The following is an 18,351-nucleotide window of genomic DNA, read 5'->3' on the forward strand; positions in this document are numbered from 1 at the left end:
CGTCTACTTCAGGTGCTTCTGCAACAGCACGGTGCCGAGCCACCGGTTGAATTTGAAGCCGACCTTGCCGAGCCTGCCGACCTCGACGAAGCCGAAACTCTCGTGGAGCCTGATCGAGCCCTCGGCGCCCTTGTCGACGATCACCGCGAGAACTTCCTTGATTCCCGCGGCCTTAGACCGGGTGAGGAGCTCTTTCATCAGCGCCTTGCCGAGACCCTTGCCCGTGGCTGCCGGCCCGAGGTAGATCGAATCCTCGACGGTTCGGCGGTACGCCGCCTTCTGCTTCCAGGGCGAGACGTAGGCGAACCCGAGCACGGTCGAGGTCGGCGAGACCGCCACCAGGAACGGCATGCTCAGCTTGGAGACCCAGGTGAACTTCGCCCGCCACTCTTTGAGCGTCATGGCGTCTTCATCGAACGTCACAACGGTGTTTGCCACGTAGTGGTTGTAGATCTCGCGCACATACGGCATGTCTGCGAGAGTCGCATCGCGGATCGTGAACTCGAAGACCGGCTCGGGTTGCACCGGAGGGCGTAGGTGAACGGGCAGCTGGCGACGGGGCTGGTATTCCTCTTCAAGCATGGCAGCAGCCTAATGGGCAATGGCCCCGTTGGCCCATGAAGGCGCGAGGGTGACGGCCGGCAGCGTGAGGCTGCCGGTCACTCGCCGTCAATCGACCAGTCGATCGGCGCTGCACCCTGCTCGATCAACAACGCGTTTGCCCGACTGAACGGCCGCGAACCGAAGAATCCACGGCGAGCAGAGAGCGGACTCGGGTGCGCAGACTCGATCACCGGTACCTCCCCGAGCAGCGGACGGAGCGTGGCCGCATCCTTGCCCCAGAGAATTGCGACAAGCGGAGTGTTCCGGGCAACCAGCGCCCTGATCGCCTGGTCGGTGACCGCCTCCCAGCCGCCACCCCGATGCGAAGCTGCCTGACCCGGCTGCACGGTGAGCACCCGGTTGAGCAACATCACACCGTGCCGCGACCACGCCGTGAGGTCACCGTGCACGGCCGGAGCCTGGCCGAGGTCGTCGTTCAGTTCCCGATAGATGTTCTGAAGACTCCGGGGCAGCGGCGCGACCCGCCTGTCGACAGCAAACGACAAGCCGATCGGATGCCCGGGGGTGGGGTACGGGTCCTGCCCGACGATGAGCACCTGAACCTCGCCGAACGGGTACCGGAACGCCCGGAACACGTCGTCACCTGCGGGCTGGTACCCGCGCCCTGCCGCCACTTCGGCGCGCAGAAACTCGCCCATCTGCTGGATCTGCGGGGCCACCGGGAGAAGGGCTGCTGCCCAACCCGGGTCCATCAGGCCTCGCGAGACGAGTTCGTCAAGCGACGAGCCAGGCGCGGCGGTCAGCTCGCACCCATCGTCGCAACCCGCACTCCGCCGCCTTCGGTCGTCACTGTCCACACGCTGCCACGACCGACGACCCGAAGCGGGCCCTCGCCGATGACCAGGGCCGTGTGTTCGTCGATGGCGATGCCGCTCTCGACGAGGCCGGCCTCGGTGGCCGCAATGAGCCGCGACAGCGTGCCCCACTGGGCTGCGTGCACGTCGACCGCAAGGTCGATGAGCCCGATGCCCTCTCCCATGGTGATCTCCTCGAGATCTTCGGCCGCGTCGTGCGGCGAGACTTCGACCTCGCCGATCTTCCAGCCACCCAGCAGAGCCCGGTCTGCTGCAATCACTGCTCCGGCGGAGAACCCGAGGTAGGGCACTCCCGAAGAGACCTGGCGCCGGATCTCGCCGAATGCCGGGTCGAGGCTGTCACGGTACGCCGGAGTCAGGCCACCCCAGACCAGGATTCCGTCGACGTCGGCGAGCTGCGTGGGATTCACCGACTCGCCCTCCGCGATGAGCACGGGCACCGGCTGGAGTTCGGTGAGAAGTTCGAGAGAAGCAACGAGAGCCGCATACTTCTCTGGCCCGTCGCCGTCCCGAACGAGAATCAGGGCAATCCGCGGGCCTTCGAGCCGACCGGCCTGCAGGGCACGCTCCGCGCTCTCCGAGAGGAACTCGCGGTACACGGCACCATCATCTTCCGGGGGCCAGCCCCCGCCGACCAGATGGATGCTCACCGGTTCTCTCCCGAACCCGCGACCATGCGCGTCATACCGTCACCGGTGGGTGGGCCGACCACGGGAAGACGATCCACCGGTCGGTCTTGCGCCAGTAGAAGTCTGGCTCGATCACCGATCGGGGCTTGGCATACAGCGTCGCCGTCTTCACCGTGACGCCGATCTTCGTCAGCAATCCGACCACAAGCGCCAGCGTGCGCCCCGAGTCGGCGACATCGTCGACCAGCAGGATGTTCTTGCCGATCAGTGCGGTGTTGTCGAGCATCGGCGGCAGGATGATCGGCTCAGGCAGTGTCGTCTCGATATCGCTGTAGAACTCGACGTTCAGGCTGCCGCAGCTCTTGGTGCCGGTGGCGTAGGCAAGGGCACCGGCGGGCAGGAGCCCGCCGCGGGCGATGGCGATCACGAAGTCGGGCACGAACCCGCTTTCGAGCACACTCGTCGCGAGGACTCGTGACGCTTCACCGAATTCCAGCCACCCCAACACCTCGCGTTCGGGGGTTTCTTCGACGACGACGGTTTCAGGTAATTCTGTGCTCTCGGCCATCCACCAAAGCTACCGGTTATTGCTTCACTTCGAGGGGGCCACGGTGCACCTTGTACGCAGCCGACTGAGCAACGGGCTTGATCACGACGAGGTCGAGGCTGATGTGCGGAGCCAACTCGACCATGGTCACGATGGTCTCGGCAACATCTTCTGCGGTCAACGGGTTCGGAACCCCGGCGTAGACCGCGTCAGCCGCCGCCTGATCACCCTTGAACCTCACCAGCGAGAACTCATCGGTGTGCACCATGCCAGGCGCTATCTCCAGAACGCGGATGGGTTCGCCGCTCAGTTCGAGCCGCAGAACGTCGATCATGGCCGCCACGGCGAACTTTGCTGCGTTGTATCCGCCACCCTTCTCGTAGGCGATGTGACCCGCGATCGACGAGACCGTGAGGATGTCGGCAACGCCCTCCCCCGTCGGTACGCCTGCGACCGAGGCGCGAAGCAGAGGAAGGAGGGCCGTGATGACGCGTTTCACCGCGACAACGTTGATTTCGAACATCCACTGCCAGTCCTGGATGCTGCCGTGCTCGACGGTGTCGAGCCCGACGGCCCCACCGGCATTGTTGACCAGGGTGCTGACGCCACCTGTTTCTGCGAGATGAACGGCGAGCGCGTCGACATCGGCCTGAACGGTCAGGTCGGCGACGAAATATGTCGCCCCCGTCTCTTCGGCGAGCGCACGCAGCCGGTCTTCGCGGCGTGCCACGGCCACCACCGGCCACCCATGGGCGCGAAGCCGGCGCACCGTGGCGGCACCGATACCCGAACTCGCTCCTGTGACGACGGCACGACGATTTTGCTGGGACACGAGTATCCGCCTTCTGTTCCTGGTGTGAAGTATGACTGTTGTGAAGTGTGACTGGCGAGAGGAGAAGCACTCTCTCTGACAACGCTAGCGGAGATGGTATTTCGTTCTCATTACCTCGTATTTCATTCCTCGTTGACGCTGTCCCCGCTGGTGCCTACTGTTACGACAGAGAGAGCGCACCGTTTCGTCTCCCTGCGTTCACCCAGCCCTCCTCCCCAGAACTCGAAGGACACTTCAGATGACCGACAATTCCGCCGATTGGCAGTTCGAAACCAAACAGATCCACAGTGGCGCCGCACCTGATCCTGTGACAAACGCCCGCGCGACGCCGATCTACCAGACCACGTCGTACGTCTTCAACAACGCGGACCACGCGAAGAACCTCTTCGCTCTTGCCGAATTCGGCAACATCTACACGCGCATCCAGAACCCGACCCAGAACGTGGTCGAAGAGCGCGTTGCAGCTCTCGAAGGCGGAACAGCAGCGCTGCTGGTCGCTTCAGGCCAGGCTGCAGAGACCTTCGCCGTTCTGAACATCGCCCAGGCCGGCGACCACATCGTGTCGAGCGCCTCGATCTACGGCGGAACGTACAACCTCTTCAAGTACACCCTTGCCAAGCTCGGCATCGAGACCACCTTCGTCGAGAACCAGGACGACGCAGAGGAGTGGGCCCGAGCCGTTCGCCCGAACACCAAGCTGTTCTTCGCTGAGACCATCGGCAACCCGAAGATCAACATTCTCGACATCTCGCTGGTCTCAACGGTCGCCCATGAGAACGGCGTGCCGCTCATCGTGGACAACACCATCGCGACCCCGTACCTGATCCGCCCGTTCGAGCACGGAGCGGACATCATCGTGCACTCCGCGACCAAGTTCCTCGGCGGCCACGGTACGGTCATCGGCGGTGTGATCGTCGACGGCGGAAAGTTCAAGTGGAGTGAGAACTCGGCGAAGTTCCCGGGTCTCACCACACCCGATGAGTCCTACCACGGCGTCACCTACACCGAGGCGCTGGGCGACGGTATCGCCTACATCATCAAGGCTCGCGTGCAGCTCCTGCGTGACCTCGGATCATCGATCGCCCCCGCGAGCGCGTGGCAGCTCATCCAGGGCATCGAGACCCTGAGCCTGCGCATCGAACGCCACGTGCAGAACGCCCAGGACGTTGCCGAATGGCTCGACAGCCACGAGGATGTCGCAACGGTCTACTACGCGGGGCTCCCGTCGAGCCCGTGGTACGCCGCCGCGAACAAGTACGCCCCCAAGGGTGTCGGTGCGGTGCTGTCGTTCGAGCTCAAGGGTGGCGTCGACGCCGGTCGCGCCCTCGTCAACACGCTCAGCCTGTTCTCGCACCTCGCGAACATCGGTGATGTACGGAGCCTGGTGATCCACCCGGCCTCGACGACGCACTCTCAGCTCACCCCGGAGCAGCAGCTCACCTCGGGTGTCACACCGGGCCTCGTGCGCCTCTCGGTGGGGCTCGAGAATATCGCCGACATCAAGGCGGACCTCGCGGCCGGCCTCGCCGCTGCACGTGAGGTCGCCCGGGCGAACGCGCTCTGATAACGCTGAGCAGCGACCATGGGGTGGCCGGGTGACGTAACAGTCGCCCGGCCACCCCATTCCTTCAGCCAGAATGGACAGACCATGGACTGGCAGATATCTGAAGACACCGTACCGAGCGATTTCATCACCGACGCGCAGATCCGGTCGATTCTCGGCAAGCCCGCTGCCACGGGGGCCTGGCGCGACGGTGACCCCGTCGGCAACCGCCGATTCGCGCACATCGGTGATGTGACATTCGAGAGTGGCGGGTTCGTCCCCGACGTACGGATCGCATACGAGACCTTCGGCACTCTCAACGAGAACAAGGACAACGCGATCCTGGTGGCGCACGCGCTCACGGGCGACAGTCACCTCACGGGCCTCGCCGGCCCCGGGCATCCGACAGCAGGCTGGTGGAGCGGCATCGTCGGCCCCGGCCTCGCGCTCGATACTGACACCTACTTCGTTGTCGCCCCGAACATGCTGGGCAGCTGCCAGGGGTCGACGGGCCCTGCCTCCCTCGCTCCAGACGGCGAGGAGTGGGCAGCCCGGTTCCCGTACACCAGCATCCGCGACCAGGTACGTGCCCAGCGGCGCCTGATGGGCGCGCTCGGCGTTCAGACGTGGGCCGCCGTTGTCGGAGGTTCGATGGGCGGTATGCAGGTGCTCGAATGGGGAATCGAATACCCCGACAAAGCGCAGAGACTGGCCATCATCGCAGCACCATCCCTGTCGAGCGCCGACCAGATCGCGTTGAATTCGGTGCAGATCGAAGCCATCAGGGCAGACCCGTTCTTTCACCACGGCTCGTACTACGACGCGAAGATCGGCGAGGGACCTCACCAAGGGCTCGCTCTGGCCAGACGCATGGCGCTTCTCAACTACCGGAGCCCGACCGAACTCAATGACCGGTTCGAACGGAGCTGGCAGAGCGGCATCAGCCCCCTCGGGCACCACGGGCGTTTCGCTGTCGAGTCGTACCTCGACTTTCACGGCAACAAGTTCACCCGGCGTTTCGATGCGAACGCCTACATCACCCTGGTCGAGGCGATGAATTCCCACGATGTCGGCCGCGGCAGGGGCGGTGTGATCGAGGCGCTGCGCCGGGTCACAGCGACGACGCTCATCATCGGGATCGACAGTGACAGATTGTTTCCGGTCGAGGACCAGCAGCTCATTGCTCGGCACATCAGGGGCAATATCGACGGCACACAGGCGCACGTGATCTCGTCACGATTCGGCCACGACGGCTTTCTCATTGAATACGACACCGTCGGCACCCAATTGAAACGTCTGCTGACCTCGTAACAGCTAGCATCGACAGTGTGACCGACCTCCAGCGTGCTGCCGCCATGACGCGCGCGGTTGCGCGGCGCCTGCGCGCACGATCGTGCACGGTGAATGGGCACAGTGCCCCGGGCACCACATGATCAAGCACCAGGAGCCGTTGCTTCGAACGGCGGCGTGGCTCGAGGGCACCGTCTTCACGGTCTCATCCCTGGCCTGCTTCGGCCTGGCAGGGGATGTGCCCCCCCTCGCCGTGTGGATCGCCATCCCGGCCTACCTGCTCATCGTGCTCAGCTACTTCATGATGAACCGCACCGGCTCGCTCGGCTGGGGTGCTTCTGCGGCTCTCTCCGGTCTTCTCCTCAGCGCCTTTCTGGGCACGATCGAAGGCAGCCATCCTTCGATTCTCAGCGCCATTCTGCTGCTCTCCGGCGGGGGCATCGGCGCGATGGCCATCATCCTGCAGTCCTCCCGCTCTGGCAGGCTCGTGCTGATCGTCTTCTTCCTGCTGAACCTCGCCGCCACACTGCCGGTGATGAGCCCCGACGTGCGCACCCAGGCCTTGACGATCTTCATCGTCGGCTGGTCTGTGAACGTTCTCGTCGGAGTGTGGCTCGACGACAGCGTGAGGCGGGCCCGCACCCGCATAGCCCGCCTCGGCACCGCGCACCAAGCGGAGCGCCGGGCGAGTGAGCTCGAGGCACAGCGCCGACAGAGCGCACGGCTCCTGCACGACACAGTGTTGGCCACGCTGACCCTTCTGGCCCACTCCGGAGTGGGCGTGGATCCGGATGCCCTGCGGGGCCAGGCCGCTGAAGACGCCGTGCTCCTGCGGCAACTTCGACTCGGCGAGACGCCTGCGCCCCGCGCATCCGGTGTCTACACCCTGCAGTCGAACGAGGTGGCAGAGGTCACCGAGAGCATACGCGCCCTGCAGCAGCGGTTCCAGCGCCGAGGACTCACCGTGCATTGGCATGGAGACGGCGACATCACGCTGCCGCAGTCTGTGCGCAGCGCATTTCTCCTGTCACTGGGCGAATGCCTGGAGAACGTGCGTCGCCACTCCGGGGTCGACTCGGCCGACGTGACCATCACCCAGAATGCTGCGGGGGTCCGGGCAATGGTGACGGATACCGGAGTCGGCTTCGACATGGGCGAAATCGAGAAGGGTCGCCTGGGCATCACAGAGTCCGTCGTTGCGCGCATCAGGGACGTCGGTGGGAACGCACGCATCTTCTCCGCCCCTGGCGCCGGCACGACCGTTGTGCTGGAGGTACCGCGATGAAATCAGAGGGCGACGAGGCCACGAGCGGGCTGCTGACCAGGCTCGTACGAGCGCGCACGCTCGGACCCGACGCCATCGACGCACTTCGCAAAGATGTCGCATCGGATTCCCGCATCGGCATCGGATACCTCGGCATCGGCGCGATCGTCGCTGCGGTCATCCTCTCGGTTCGCGGGCTTGCCATCTTCATTCTCAACTGGGGTGCCTACGACAATCCTTGGCTCACCCTCGTGGCCTGGATCCTGACGGCGGGCGCACTCGTCACCGCAGTCGTTGTCGCCAACTCACGTGGGAGCCACCTGCCGACTCCTGTCTTCGCCGTCGTACTCGCCCTGCTCGGCGTCGCCGTGATCATCGACGTCGTCTCTGCGAACGGCTTCACCTCGGGCACGCCGGAAGTTACTGTGATCGTGGGCGCGGGTGCCACCCTGCTCGCCCTCGTCGCGTACCGCCCGCTCAACCAGCTCATCCTGGCGACGCTGGTACTTGCTGGATTCCTCTTCATCGTCACCATCGTCGGCGTCGGAACTGGCCCGGAGGGCTCGAAACCCCAGATCGAAGTGATCGTCGCGGCTCTCGCACCGACACTGATCGCCATCCTGATCGTCAAGTCGTTCAGCCGTTTCATCGATCGTGAGCTCGACCGAACTCTCGTCGAAGCAACCATCTCCTCGCCTCGCTTCGCGATAGGAATCCTCGGCTCAGACGAACTCGCGCGCCTGGACATGACCGCAGAAGAACTGCTCAGCGATGTGGCTTCGGGGCGGATCGCCCTACCGCTGAACGCCGAGCAGTCGGCTGCCGCGTCGTCGCTGGCGAGCGAATTACGCCTGCGGCTGGTCGCCGGGAGGCGGCAGACCTGGTTGCAGCACGCCATCGATGATTCTGAGGTGCTCAGCCCGACGGTTGATCTCTACGACCAGGCAGGTCTCGCCGGCTTTCTGTCGCAGAACCAGCGGGAAGGGTTGCTCTCAGCGATCTGGCTGATCGCTGCTGCCCCGACCCGGCAGCGCACCGAGATCTCGATCACCATCGGACCCCAGCAGGACGACGATGCCAGCAACCAGCTCGACCAGATTCTCTTTCCGCTGGAGATCTCCGTAGACGGGATCCCCCGGAGCAGAATCGATGTGACCATCTGGGGTGCCCTCGACCGCGTAGGAAGCCATGTGGAAACCGTCCGACACGGTTCCCTGAACATTCGCATCAATGTACAGGTTGACACCCCGGAATCATAAGATGATCGAAGCACGACCCCACACGCTCCGCCAGGAAGGCCCCAGATGCCCGCGTCACACGACACGATTCGATTGGCGATTGTTGATGACCACCGGATGCTGCTCGGGGCTCTCACCGAATGGATTCGTGGGGCAGCGGCAGACATCAGCATGGTCGCCGCTGTGACGACCTGGCCCGACCTGCTCACCGACCCGGAGTTCCCGGTCGATGTGGTTCTGCTCGACCTCGACCTCAAAGACAACCTGCCGATCTCCGTGAAGCTCCGTGCTCTCAAATCTGCAGGAGTGAAGACGGTGCTGATGAGCACCTATTCCGAACCCGTCGTCATCCGCGAAGCGCTCGCGGCCGGCGCATTGGGTTACCTCGTGAAGAGCGAGGAAGCCGACATGATCGTCGAAGCCATTCGTGCGGCAGCCAAGGGCGAACCCTTCATTTCGAGCGAACTCGATCTCGCACTGAATGCCCAGGAGATGGGTGGCGCACCGAAGTTGAGCGCCCAGGAGCGCCGGGTCATGGCACTCTACGGCGGCGGTGAACCCGTCAAACAGGTCGCGGAACAGCTCAGCATCTCCGAAGAGACCGCAAAGAGCTACCTCAAGCGCATCCGCGAGAAGTACCGCGTGCTCGGGATCGATGTGGGAACGAAGGTCGCCTTGCGAAAGCGTGCCATCCAGGACGGCCTTCTGCTGCACGACGACTACGTCGCGAGCAACGACTCGCTGTCGGAATCCTCGACGTCAGCCGAGTAGGCCGCCGCGGCGCGGCCCCTGCGCTCCACCGCGAACGCCACGAGGGCGAGCGTGACACCACACAGGCTGAGGGCGATGCCCACCCAGATCGGCGCGATGTAGCCGAGGCCGGCGGTGAGCACGATTCCGCCGAGCAGAGGCCCGAGTGCATTGCCGGTGTTGAGAGCGGAGTGGTTGAGGGCTGCGGCGATCGACTGGCTGTCGCCGGCGACATCCATCAAGCGGGTCTGGATGATCGGGGAGAGCGCAGACCCGGCGATGCCGACGAAGAAGATCCCGATGAACAATCCTGCCGGCGTGCTCGAGAACAGCACCAGCACAAAGAGTGCAACGATCATCACGCCGAAGAACACCAGCATCGACCGTTTGACGCTGCGGTCGGCTGCAGCGCCACCGAGAAAGTTGCCGACGGTCATGCCGACTCCGATGCAGGCCAGTGCGAATGGAACGAACAACTCCGGCAGGCCGGTGATCGATGTCAGGATCGGAGAGACGTAGGTGTAGACGCTGAAGAAGCCTCCGAACCCGATCGCTCCGATGCCGAGGGCGAACCACACCTGCGATCTCCGGAAGACACTGAGTTCGTTCCGGAGCGTCGCGTTCCGGTCTCCCGGCAGCCGGGGAACAGTGAGGACCACCGAGACAAGAGCCACGACGAAGATGGCCGTGACCACGAGATAGGCGGCTCTCCAGCCGGACGTCTGCCCCACCCAGGTCACGAACGGCACGCCGATCACGTTGGCCACAGTGAGTCCGCCGAGCACGAGCGCGACTCCCCGGCCGCGTTTGCCGGGTCCCATCAGTGAAGCCGCGACCAGTGCAGCTATGCCGAAGTAGGCTCCGTGAGGCAAGCCCGAAGCGAAGCGTGCGAGTACGACAAGTCCGAAGGAAGGCAGGGTGGCGCTGGCCAGCGTGCCGATGATGATGGCGGCAAGCAACCAGACCAGCACGATCTTGCGTGGCCACCGGGCCGCGACGGCGGCGATCGTCGGTGCTCCGACGACAACGCCAGCAGCATAGGCCGTGATGAGCAGACCTGCCTGCGCATTGGCCTGCTCGGTCGAGACGGCGAACACCGCGGGCAGGAGGTCGTGCGCAAGGTTCGGCAGCAGCCCCAGGGCGACGAATTCGGTGCACCCGATGCCGAAACCTCCGAGCGCAAGCGCAAGGAGCGCAAGGCGCACGCGGCCAGCAGAGAGGGTGCCAGCACCCGAAGCAAGAGAAGTCACTGCTTCATGATAGATCGCTGCGTGCACAAGATCGAATCGATTCGACTCGATCCGAGTCGACGAAACACAGTCTTCACGAAGCGAGCATGGTTGCGCGCCTCCGCGATTCAGGCCCTGGCGTCAGGAATGGTCGAGCGCTCGCTCGAGCCTCTCCACCTTGGCGCTCAACTCCCCCTCGAAGCCCGGCCGGATGTCGGCCTTCAGCACGAGGGAGACCCGGGAACCGTATTCCGCGACGGCCTCAGTAGCACGGCGGACCACCTCGAAGACCTCGTCCCAGCTGCCCTCGATGGTGGTGAACATCGAATCGGTGTGGTTGGGCAGACCGGAATCGCGCACGATCCGGACGGCTGCCGCCACTGCATCGTGAACCGAGGCGTCGTCAGCTGCTGTCTCCGCCACGGAATCGCCCGCCGACGTGGTCGTCGAAACTGACCTGCTCCGGATTCCCACCCCTGACGGGGCAACCGAGAACGCAACAAGCATCAGATCTTCACCGTTTCTGACGCGGCGGGAACCGCATCGGTCGTTCGAACACGTGTGCGCCAGAGCGACCGCACCGCAAGGGCGAAGAGCACGACGACGAGAATGTTGCGCGAGGTGAGTGCCAGCAACATCAGCGGGTCGAGCGAAAGCAACCAGTCGTAGAGGTACGGATAGATGACCTGCGTCAGAGCCGCAAGAACAGCCGTCAGAACGGCGAACAATCGGAACTCGCGGCCCTGCCAGATGAGCCCGAGAATCACGGGCGCACTGATCCAGAGCATGAATTGGGGTGAACCCACCTTGTTGAACACGATGAGTGCGGTCACGACGGCAAGGGCCAGACTCGGAAGGACTCTCGTCACTGATGTTCCTGACCGCACGACGTACACGCCAAGCAGCAGGACGCACAGCACCGCGATCGCGAGCAGTGGCGTCGTGAGGAAGTCGGCAACCGGGCCACCGATGCCCTTGACCTGGAAGGTGAGGATGTCCTGGTCGTAGTACACGGTCGATCCCGGTACACCCCAGTAGGTCATCCACATCCAGGGCAGGCTGATCGGCGCCTCGACCTGCAGGCCGCGACCGGTCTGCTGGGTGATGAAGCTGAACAGGTTGGCTCCCGCGCCCAGCATCAGCCCGATGACGGCGACAGCGACGGCGGTCACACCAGCACCGACCACTACGCGCAGCCGGTCCTTCGTCGCGATGATGACGGCGACGATCAGGGCCGCCGGCCACACCTTGACCCAGGTGGCCAGGGCAAGCAGAACCCCGGCAATCGCGGGCCGCCGGATGACGAGCAGCAGACCCACAATGACCAGGTCCACCTCGAAGGTGTCGATCCGGCCGAGTGCGACGGGACCGAGCAGGAGCAGGAAGGCGAGCCACCACCACGCAGTGTAGAAACGGATTCGCGGGCCGAAACCGCCACGCGCGTCGACTCCGGGCTGGCTCGGGCGAACCGACGTCGACCGGGAATTGAGCAGGAAACCCAGCACCACGGCATTGGCCAGGGTGACCAGCAGCAGCCAGCCGACACCGTAGAGGCCGCTGCCCAGGCTCATCGCCGCGATCATCGGCACCAACGCGAGAAGAGGGTAGACCCACGGGCCGTCGATGCCGACCCAGTACCCCTCGAGCCCGTGGCTGATCCACGAGTTGTACACAATGGTCACGTCACCCCACGGCAGTGTGACAGCAGTGAGGCCCACATATCCGAGGAAAACGTGGATCGCAATGAACACCGACCAGAGGAGCGGGGTGTTTTCAGCCAGTCGACGCACCCCGCAATCATAGGCGTAGACGCTGTGCGATCACCGGAGGCCGCCCTGAAGCGGGAGACATCGGGCGGGATACACCAGAAACAGTGTGCACCAGAAAGGGTGTGCACCAGAAACGGCGTGCACCAGAATCAGGATGCACGGCGACTTCAGATGCGAGGCACAGGCCACACGCGCGGTTCTCCCAGCAAGCCGCCACCTCCTGCTGTTTAGCTGGATTCCACGATGAGACGATTGCTGAGTGCGGCCCTGTGCGTGGGCGCAGTGGCAGTGTCGCTCGGAATCGTTGCCGCGGTGGCAATGCCCATCCTCTCCCGCACGGCACCCGACGGCACGGCGTTCGGCGGCACCGCATCTGACGGCTCGGCATCTCACGGCTCAGTGACCAACCCGCCCAGTGAAGTGCCGATGATCACCGACGGCTCCGCCAGTACCCTCGCCGACCCGCCCGGCCTCTCCGGCTCGTGGGCGCTCTCGGCCGAATCGTGGGCAGGGTACTCGGTTGGCGCCGACCTCGGCGGAGACAGCGTCACGCTCTCCGGCGTCACATCCCAGGTCTCCGGTTCGATGACTCTCGACAATGGCACGATCACGGCTGCAGAGGTCACCGTCGATGTGGACCCGGTGACCACCGGAAATTCTGTGACCGACAGTCTCCTCCACAACACTGCGGCCCAGAACGCTGCACACACTGCCGAGTTCCCCACCGCGACATTCAGTCTCGTTTCGCCCGCCGTCGCCGCGTTGCCAGCAACCGACTCCGCCACCCCCTCGCCGTCCACTGAATCACCGTCCACCCCATTGCCGTCGGCCGGACCGGCAACGATCCACGCCACCGGCAACCTGACGATGCACGGCGTCAGCCACAGCATTTCGGTCGATCTCCAGGTCAGTCACTCCGCGACCAGCGTCACGGTGCAGGGCAGCATCCCGATCACCTTCGCCGACTACGACGTGACTGCTCCCGACCTGGGGTTCGCATCGGTGAACGACTCCGGCTCGATCACCTTCTCGCTGGTGACAACCCGGCAGTGATCCGCTGGCTCGGCCAGAGACGATGCCAGCTCCGGGATCAGTACGACGAACGAAGCCCTGAAACGACCGCGGGAACCGCTTCCGCTATGTCGAGGGCCGTGATCGGGCCACCATCCGACGCCTTCTCGCCCGCCAGCCCGTGCACAACTGCAGCCGTTGCGGCCAGCCGTGCCATCACGCTCGGGTCGTTGCCTATCGCCTGGGCATGAGTGGCCAGCAGAGCACCGAGAATTCCAGCGAGCACATCGCCAGACCCGGCGGTTGCGAGCTCGGTCGTCGGCGCCGTCACCCGGTAGCCACGGTCTCCCTGCACGACGTGGGTGACGTGCCCCTTCAGCAACACGGTGACCTTCAGAAGGTCTGCCGCCCGCTTCGCCCAGACTTCAGGATGCTCGGCTATGTCTTCGACGCTCGTGGCGACGCCTCGCTCCCCGAGCACGCGCTGGAGCTCGGATGCGTGCGGTGTGATGACCATGCTCCCCGTGCCCGCGTGCACGAGGTCCAGCGCGCCCGCATCGACCACGACAGGATGCCCCTGCCCCAGCGCCTCGACCAATTCTGCTGTCACGCGCCCACTTCGGGCCGATGCATCCATTCCAGAACCGACAAGCCAGGCCTGCACTCGCCCCTCTGCCGTCACGATCTCCGGCCTGCGCTGGAGCACCAGACGGGTCGCCCGGCCCGGCCCGAGGTACCTCACCATTCCGAGCCCGGTGCGACTGGCCGCTTCGACTCCGAGCACCGCGGCGCCGGGGTAGGCGCGCGAGCCGGTGATGACACCGAGTACGCCGCGGGTGTACTTGTCGTCAGAGGGGGTCGGTGCGGCGAGGTAGCCCCGGGCATCCGCCATCGTGAAATCGCGCCACGACACAGCTTCGGTGGGTCCAGTCATGATCCAACGATAGGACGCACGGATGCCCGACACAGCGCGTTATCGGTGAACGCGGAATAACCACGCGCCCCGCGGTATTTGACTCTGGGCAGACGAAAGGTGAAATACATGTCGAACCCCACACTCTTCTCCCCCATCACCATCCGGGAGACCACCGTTCGCAATCGGCTCTGGGTCGCGCCCATGTGCCAGTATTCAGTCGAGAACCGCGACGGCGTCCCCACCGACTGGCATGTCACACACCTGGGTTCGTTCGCGACGGGCGGGGTCGGTCTCATTCTGACGGAGGCGACGGGAGTGAACGCGGTCGGCCGGATCTCGGCGTACGACCTCGGGCTCTACACCGACGAGCAGGAGGCCGCCTTTGCCCGAATCACGGCGTTCCTTCACTCCCAGGGCGTTGTGGCGGGCATCCAGCTGGCCCATGCCGGCCGCAAGGCTTCAACCAATCGCCCGTGGTCGGGCAAGCACGGCACCGTGCCGGAGTCGGAGGGCGGCTGGCGCGCCGTCGGGCCTTCTGCCGTGGCGTTCCCCGGTTATGACGTGCCTGAAGAACTCACCGTCGACGCGATAGCACGCATCGTCGACGACTTTCGGGCGGCCGGCCGACGGGCCGTGAACGCGGGGTTCGACGTGCTCGAAGTCCACGCGGCCCACGGGTATCTGATTCACCAGTTCCTCTCGCCGCTCAGCAACAAGCGAACGGATGCCTATGGTGGCAGCCTTGAGAACCGGGCCCGACTTCTCCTCGAGGTCGTCACCGCGCTGCGCGACGAGGTCGGCGAGAACGTGCCCATCCTCGTGCGGCTCTCGGGAACAGACTGGGTCGAATCGGGCGGCTGGGACGTGGAGCAGACGGCGATTGTCACAGGATGGGCGGTCGCTGCCGGCGCAGACTTCTTCGACATCTCCTCTGGCGGAAACTTCTCCGGCGTGACGATTCCCCTCGGCCCCGGTTACCAGGTGGGGCTCGCGACACACGTTCGCGACGAGGCCGAGGTGGCGGTCAGCGCAGTGGGACTCATCACGACTGCCGCCCAGGCCAACGACATCGTCGCAAGCGGCCAGGCCGACGTCGTGATGATGGCACGCCAGTTCTTGCGCAACCCCCACTTCGCCCTCGACGCAGCCGTGGAGTTGGGCGTCACCCTCGACTACCTGCCGAAGCAGTACGAGCGCGCCTTCTAGAACTCACCGAGTCGCAACTCCTGACGCGCAGAGCTGCAAGGCGCAGATCGTCGTATCAGGAGTTGCGGCGGGTGGCGTCCTGGACTTCGCCGACCAGTTCCTCGATGACGTCCTCGAGAAAGAGCACGCCGGTGGTCGCGCCGTGTTCGTTGAAGGCGCGAGCCACGTGGGCACCCGTTCTACGCATCGTGGCCAGCGCATCTTCGAGCTCGGTGCCGTCGAAGATCGACGCCAGCTGCCTGATGCGCTTGGCGGGCACGGGCCTGTCGTATTCGTCATCATCGAGGTCTATGACGTCTTTGAGGTGGAGATACCCCGTCGGCTGGCCCTCGCCGTCGACCAGCACATAGCGCGAGAAGCCGTGTTTGGCGACCTCATGCTCGATCTGGGCGGGTGTTGCACCAGGGCCGAGAGTCACGAGGCGCTCAAGCGGCAACGCAACGGCCTCGACTTTCTTCTCTGTGAACTCGAACGCCGCGTGCAACGCACCGGAGTTGTCGTCGAGCACACCCTCCCTGGTGGACTGAGCAACGATGTTCGAGACCTCGTCGAGCGTGTAGGTGCTCGCAGCTTCACTCTTCGGTTCGACTCCGAAGAGGCGCACGACGCCGTTCGCCGTGGCATTCAATCCGACCGTCGCAAAACGCAGGGTTCTCGCGATCCAGACCAACGGCGGTGCCAGAAGCAGCACAGCCTTGTCGGGAAGCGAGAACGACAGGTTCTTCGGCACCATCTCGCCAATGACCACGTGCAGGAACGACACCACTACGAGCGCGATCACGAATGCGACCGTTCCGGTGACTTCTTCGCTCCATCCGGTCAGGCCCAGAGGGCCCTCCAGGAGATGGTGGATCGCCGGCTCCGAAACGTTCAGGATGAGCAGCGACGCAACGGTGATCCCCAGCTGGCTGGTCGCCAGCATCAGAGTGGCGTGCTCCATCGCCCAGAGTGCGGTCTTGGCACGCTGCATTCCGCCCTCTGCCAACGGTTCGATCTGGGAACGCCGGGCAGAGATGACCGCGAACTCCGCGGCCACGAAGAACGCGTTCACCAACAACAGCACGAACAGCCACGCGATTCCGGCCCAATCAGACATGACTCTCACCCCCGGTCGACTCCCGCGACCTGTCGACGCCGGACTTCGTCACTCGTGCACCAACCGCACCTGGCGTTGCCCTGCCAGGCGCCACCGTGTCGCGAGCTATGGGGTCGAGAGCTACCGTTGCATCTGCCCCTTCGCCGGCGACGCCGGGAACGGTCGGAGTGAATCTGATGCGATCGATTCGCCGGCCATCCATTCTCTCGACGCGCAATTCGCCATCGGGCAACTGCACGACGTCGTCAACCTGCGGAAGGCGCCCGAGTTCGCTCATCACGAACCCGGCGACGGTTTCGTAGGGCCCGTCTTCGGGCACGCGCACGGCAGCACGTTCGAGCACCTCGTCGGGCCGGAGCTGGCCTGGGAAGGAGATCGCATTGGTGCTTCTGATGACGCCGGCCCTGGTTCTGTCGTGTTCGTCGTTGAGTTCGCCCACGAGCTCTTCGACGAGGTCTTCGAGTGTGACGACCCCTGCAGTTCCGCCGTACTCGTCGAGCACAATGGCCATCTGGTACCCGCGACCGCGCAGTTCCCCGAGCAGCACGTCGAGGTTCATGGTCTCCGGCACCCGGAGCGGTTCGCTCTGGAGGGCAACCACGGGAACGTCGCCGCGCTTCGCCCTCGGCACCGCCACCGCCTGTTTCACATGCACGATGCCGACCACATCGTCGATGCTCTCGTCGACGATGGGAAAGCGGCTGTACCCCGTGGTGCGGGTGAGGTCGAGCACGGCCTGCGCCGAATCTGTCCGCTTGAGGGCGGCGATGCGCGGTCGCGGCGTCATCACATCTGATGCGTCGCGGCCCGAGAAGAGCAGGGTGCGGTTGAGCAGCGTGGCCGTGTCGACATCGAGGCTGCCCTGCAGTGCTGAACGGCGAAGAAGCGAGGAGAGTTCGTCGGCAGTGCGCGCGCCGGAGAGTTCCTCTTTCGGTTCGATGCCGAAGGCCCGGATGATCGCATTAGCGCTGTTGTTGAGCAGTGTCACCGCGGGGCGGAACACCGCGGTGAACACCCGCTGGAACGGGATGACGAGCTTCGCTGTCTGGATCGGCAGGGCCAGCGCGAAGTTCTTCGGGACGAGCTCGCCCACGATCATCGACAGCAGCGTGGCGATGAGGATGGCGAGGGTCGAGGCGACGATCGTGATCGCGTCTGGCGAGAGCCCCAGTGCACCCAGCGGAGGCCGAAGCAGGCTGCTGAAGGCCGGCTCCATCGTGTAACCGGTGAGGAGGGTCGTGAGGGTGATCCCGAGCTGGGCGCTCGACAGGTGCGTCGAGGTGATCTTCAGGGCCGCGATCGTGGCCCCGAGGCTCTTCTCACCGCGATCCTGGCGACCTTCGAGGTCGGAGCGGTCGAGGTTCACGAGCGAGAACTCGCTGGCTACGAAGAACCCGGTGCCGACAGTGAGCACGAGACCCAGCAGAAGGAGCAGCAACTCTGTGCTCACAGGGCCTCACCGACCCGGGCAGAGCAGTCGGCGGTCGAACACGTCAAACGGGGTGAGGGAGGGTCATCCATGGGTACCTCGATTGTACCGGCTCACAATCGACGACGCTGGGGAATCGCCTGCCGCGTGACTCCAGGTACGA

At 64.7% G+C, this 18,351-nt stretch carries 18 protein-coding genes; 7 read left to right on the forward strand and 11 right to left on the reverse strand.

Annotated features, from left to right (window positions below; all coding sequences use genetic code 11):
* Positions 1-3 precede the first annotated feature (3 nt).
* From KPL76_RS12985 to KPL76_RS13005, 5 genes are all read right to left on the reverse strand, one after another.
* Complete coding sequence (locus KPL76_RS12985; protein WP_216333912.1) at positions 4-582, reverse strand: GNAT family N-acetyltransferase; 579 nt, start codon at positions 580-582, stop codon at positions 4-6.
* Positions 583-659: 77 nt separating this feature from the next.
* Entirely contained in the window at positions 660-1,316 is a 657-nt protein-coding gene (locus tag KPL76_RS12990; RefSeq protein WP_216333913.1) for a uracil-DNA glycosylase, read from the reverse strand.
* A 47-nt stretch (positions 1,317-1,363) separates the two neighbouring features.
* Entirely contained in the window at positions 1,364-2,089 is a 726-nt protein-coding gene (locus KPL76_RS12995) for a Type 1 glutamine amidotransferase-like domain-containing protein (protein WP_216333914.1), read from the reverse strand.
* Positions 2,090-2,120: 31 nt separating this feature from the next.
* Entirely contained in the window at positions 2,121-2,636 is a 516-nt protein-coding gene (locus tag KPL76_RS13000) for a phosphoribosyltransferase (RefSeq protein WP_216333915.1), read from the reverse strand.
* Positions 2,637-2,652: 16 nt separating this feature from the next.
* The gene (locus KPL76_RS13005; protein ID WP_216333916.1) at positions 2,653-3,447 is read right to left on the reverse strand and encodes an SDR family oxidoreductase; all 795 of its coding nucleotides are present in this window, start codon (positions 3,445-3,447) and stop codon (positions 2,653-2,655) included.
* 238 nt (positions 3,448-3,685) lie between these two features.
* Here KPL76_RS13005 and KPL76_RS13010 point away from each other — a divergent pair, with 238 nt between their 5' ends.
* The 5 genes from KPL76_RS13010 to KPL76_RS13030 all read left to right on the forward strand — a co-directional run bounded on the left by KPL76_RS13010 (position 3,686) and on the right by KPL76_RS13030 (position 9,553).
* Positions 3,686-5,011, forward strand: a complete 1,326-nt coding sequence (locus KPL76_RS13010) for a bifunctional o-acetylhomoserine/o-acetylserine sulfhydrylase (RefSeq protein ID WP_216333917.1) — start codon at positions 3,686-3,688, stop codon at positions 5,009-5,011.
* 84 nt (positions 5,012-5,095) lie between these two features.
* A complete protein-coding gene (locus KPL76_RS13015; RefSeq protein ID WP_216333918.1) occupies positions 5,096-6,301 on the forward strand; it encodes a homoserine O-acetyltransferase in 1,206 nt (401 codons plus the stop codon).
* 118 nt (positions 6,302-6,419) lie between these two features.
* Positions 6,420-7,565 (forward strand): sensor histidine kinase, encoded by a 1,146-nt coding sequence (locus KPL76_RS13020; protein ID WP_216333919.1) that lies wholly within the window; start codon positions 6,420-6,422, stop codon positions 7,563-7,565.
* A complete protein-coding gene (locus KPL76_RS13025) occupies positions 7,562-8,803 on the forward strand; it encodes a hypothetical protein (protein ID WP_216333920.1) in 1,242 nt (413 codons plus the stop codon). Before KPL76_RS13020 ends, KPL76_RS13025 begins: the two co-directional genes overlap by 4 nt.
* A gap of 45 nt (positions 8,804-8,848) precedes the next feature.
* Complete coding sequence (locus KPL76_RS13030) at positions 8,849-9,553, forward strand: response regulator transcription factor (protein ID WP_216333921.1); 705 nt, start codon at positions 8,849-8,851, stop codon at positions 9,551-9,553.
* On the opposite strand, the gene KPL76_RS13035 is transcribed toward KPL76_RS13030, so the two are convergent.
* The 3 genes from KPL76_RS13035 to KPL76_RS13045 all read right to left on the reverse strand — a co-directional run bounded on the left by KPL76_RS13035 (position 9,502) and on the right by KPL76_RS13045 (position 12,551).
* Positions 9,502-10,782, reverse strand: a complete 1,281-nt coding sequence (locus KPL76_RS13035; RefSeq protein WP_216333922.1) for an MFS transporter — start codon at positions 10,780-10,782, stop codon at positions 9,502-9,504. The genes KPL76_RS13030 and KPL76_RS13035 overlap by 52 nt on opposite strands.
* 120 nt (positions 10,783-10,902) lie before the next feature.
* Positions 10,903-11,268, reverse strand: coding sequence for a thiamine-binding protein (locus KPL76_RS13040; protein WP_216333923.1), 366 nt, complete (start codon positions 11,266-11,268; stop codon positions 10,903-10,905).
* The gene (locus tag KPL76_RS13045; RefSeq protein WP_216333924.1) at positions 11,268-12,551 is read right to left on the reverse strand and encodes a glycosyltransferase 87 family protein; all 1,284 of its coding nucleotides are present in this window, start codon (positions 12,549-12,551) and stop codon (positions 11,268-11,270) included. Before KPL76_RS13045 ends, KPL76_RS13040 begins: the two co-directional genes overlap by 1 nt.
* 222 nt (positions 12,552-12,773) lie before the next feature.
* Here KPL76_RS13045 and KPL76_RS13050 point away from each other — a divergent pair, with 222 nt between their 5' ends.
* Positions 12,774-13,583: a YceI family protein gene (locus tag KPL76_RS13050; RefSeq protein WP_216333925.1), complete on the forward strand. Its 810-nt coding sequence runs from the start codon at positions 12,774-12,776 to the stop codon at positions 13,581-13,583.
* A gap of 37 nt (positions 13,584-13,620) precedes the next feature.
* Here KPL76_RS13050 and KPL76_RS13055 read toward each other — a convergent pair whose 3' ends face one another.
* Positions 13,621-14,475, reverse strand: a complete 855-nt coding sequence (locus KPL76_RS13055; RefSeq protein ID WP_216333926.1) for an ADP/ATP-dependent (S)-NAD(P)H-hydrate dehydratase — start codon at positions 14,473-14,475, stop codon at positions 13,621-13,623.
* Positions 14,476-14,583: 108 nt separating this feature from the next.
* Between KPL76_RS13055 and KPL76_RS13060 the strand changes: the two genes are divergently transcribed.
* A complete protein-coding gene (locus tag KPL76_RS13060) occupies positions 14,584-15,663 on the forward strand; it encodes an NADH:flavin oxidoreductase/NADH oxidase (protein WP_216333927.1) in 1,080 nt (359 codons plus the stop codon).
* 55 nt (positions 15,664-15,718) lie between these two features.
* On the opposite strand, the gene KPL76_RS13065 is transcribed toward KPL76_RS13060, so the two are convergent.
* Positions 15,719-16,759, reverse strand: a complete 1,041-nt coding sequence (locus tag KPL76_RS13065) for a hemolysin family protein (RefSeq protein WP_216333928.1) — start codon at positions 16,757-16,759, stop codon at positions 15,719-15,721.
* Positions 16,752-18,209, reverse strand: coding sequence for a hemolysin family protein (locus tag KPL76_RS13070; RefSeq protein WP_216333929.1), 1,458 nt, complete (start codon positions 18,207-18,209; stop codon positions 16,752-16,754). The genes KPL76_RS13065 and KPL76_RS13070 overlap by 8 nt, the downstream gene beginning before the upstream one ends.
* Positions 18,210-18,351 lie beyond the last annotated feature (142 nt).

Source organism: Subtercola sp. PAMC28395 (assembly GCF_018889995.1).
Lineage (GTDB): Bacteria > Actinomycetota > Actinomycetes > Actinomycetales > Microbacteriaceae > Subtercola.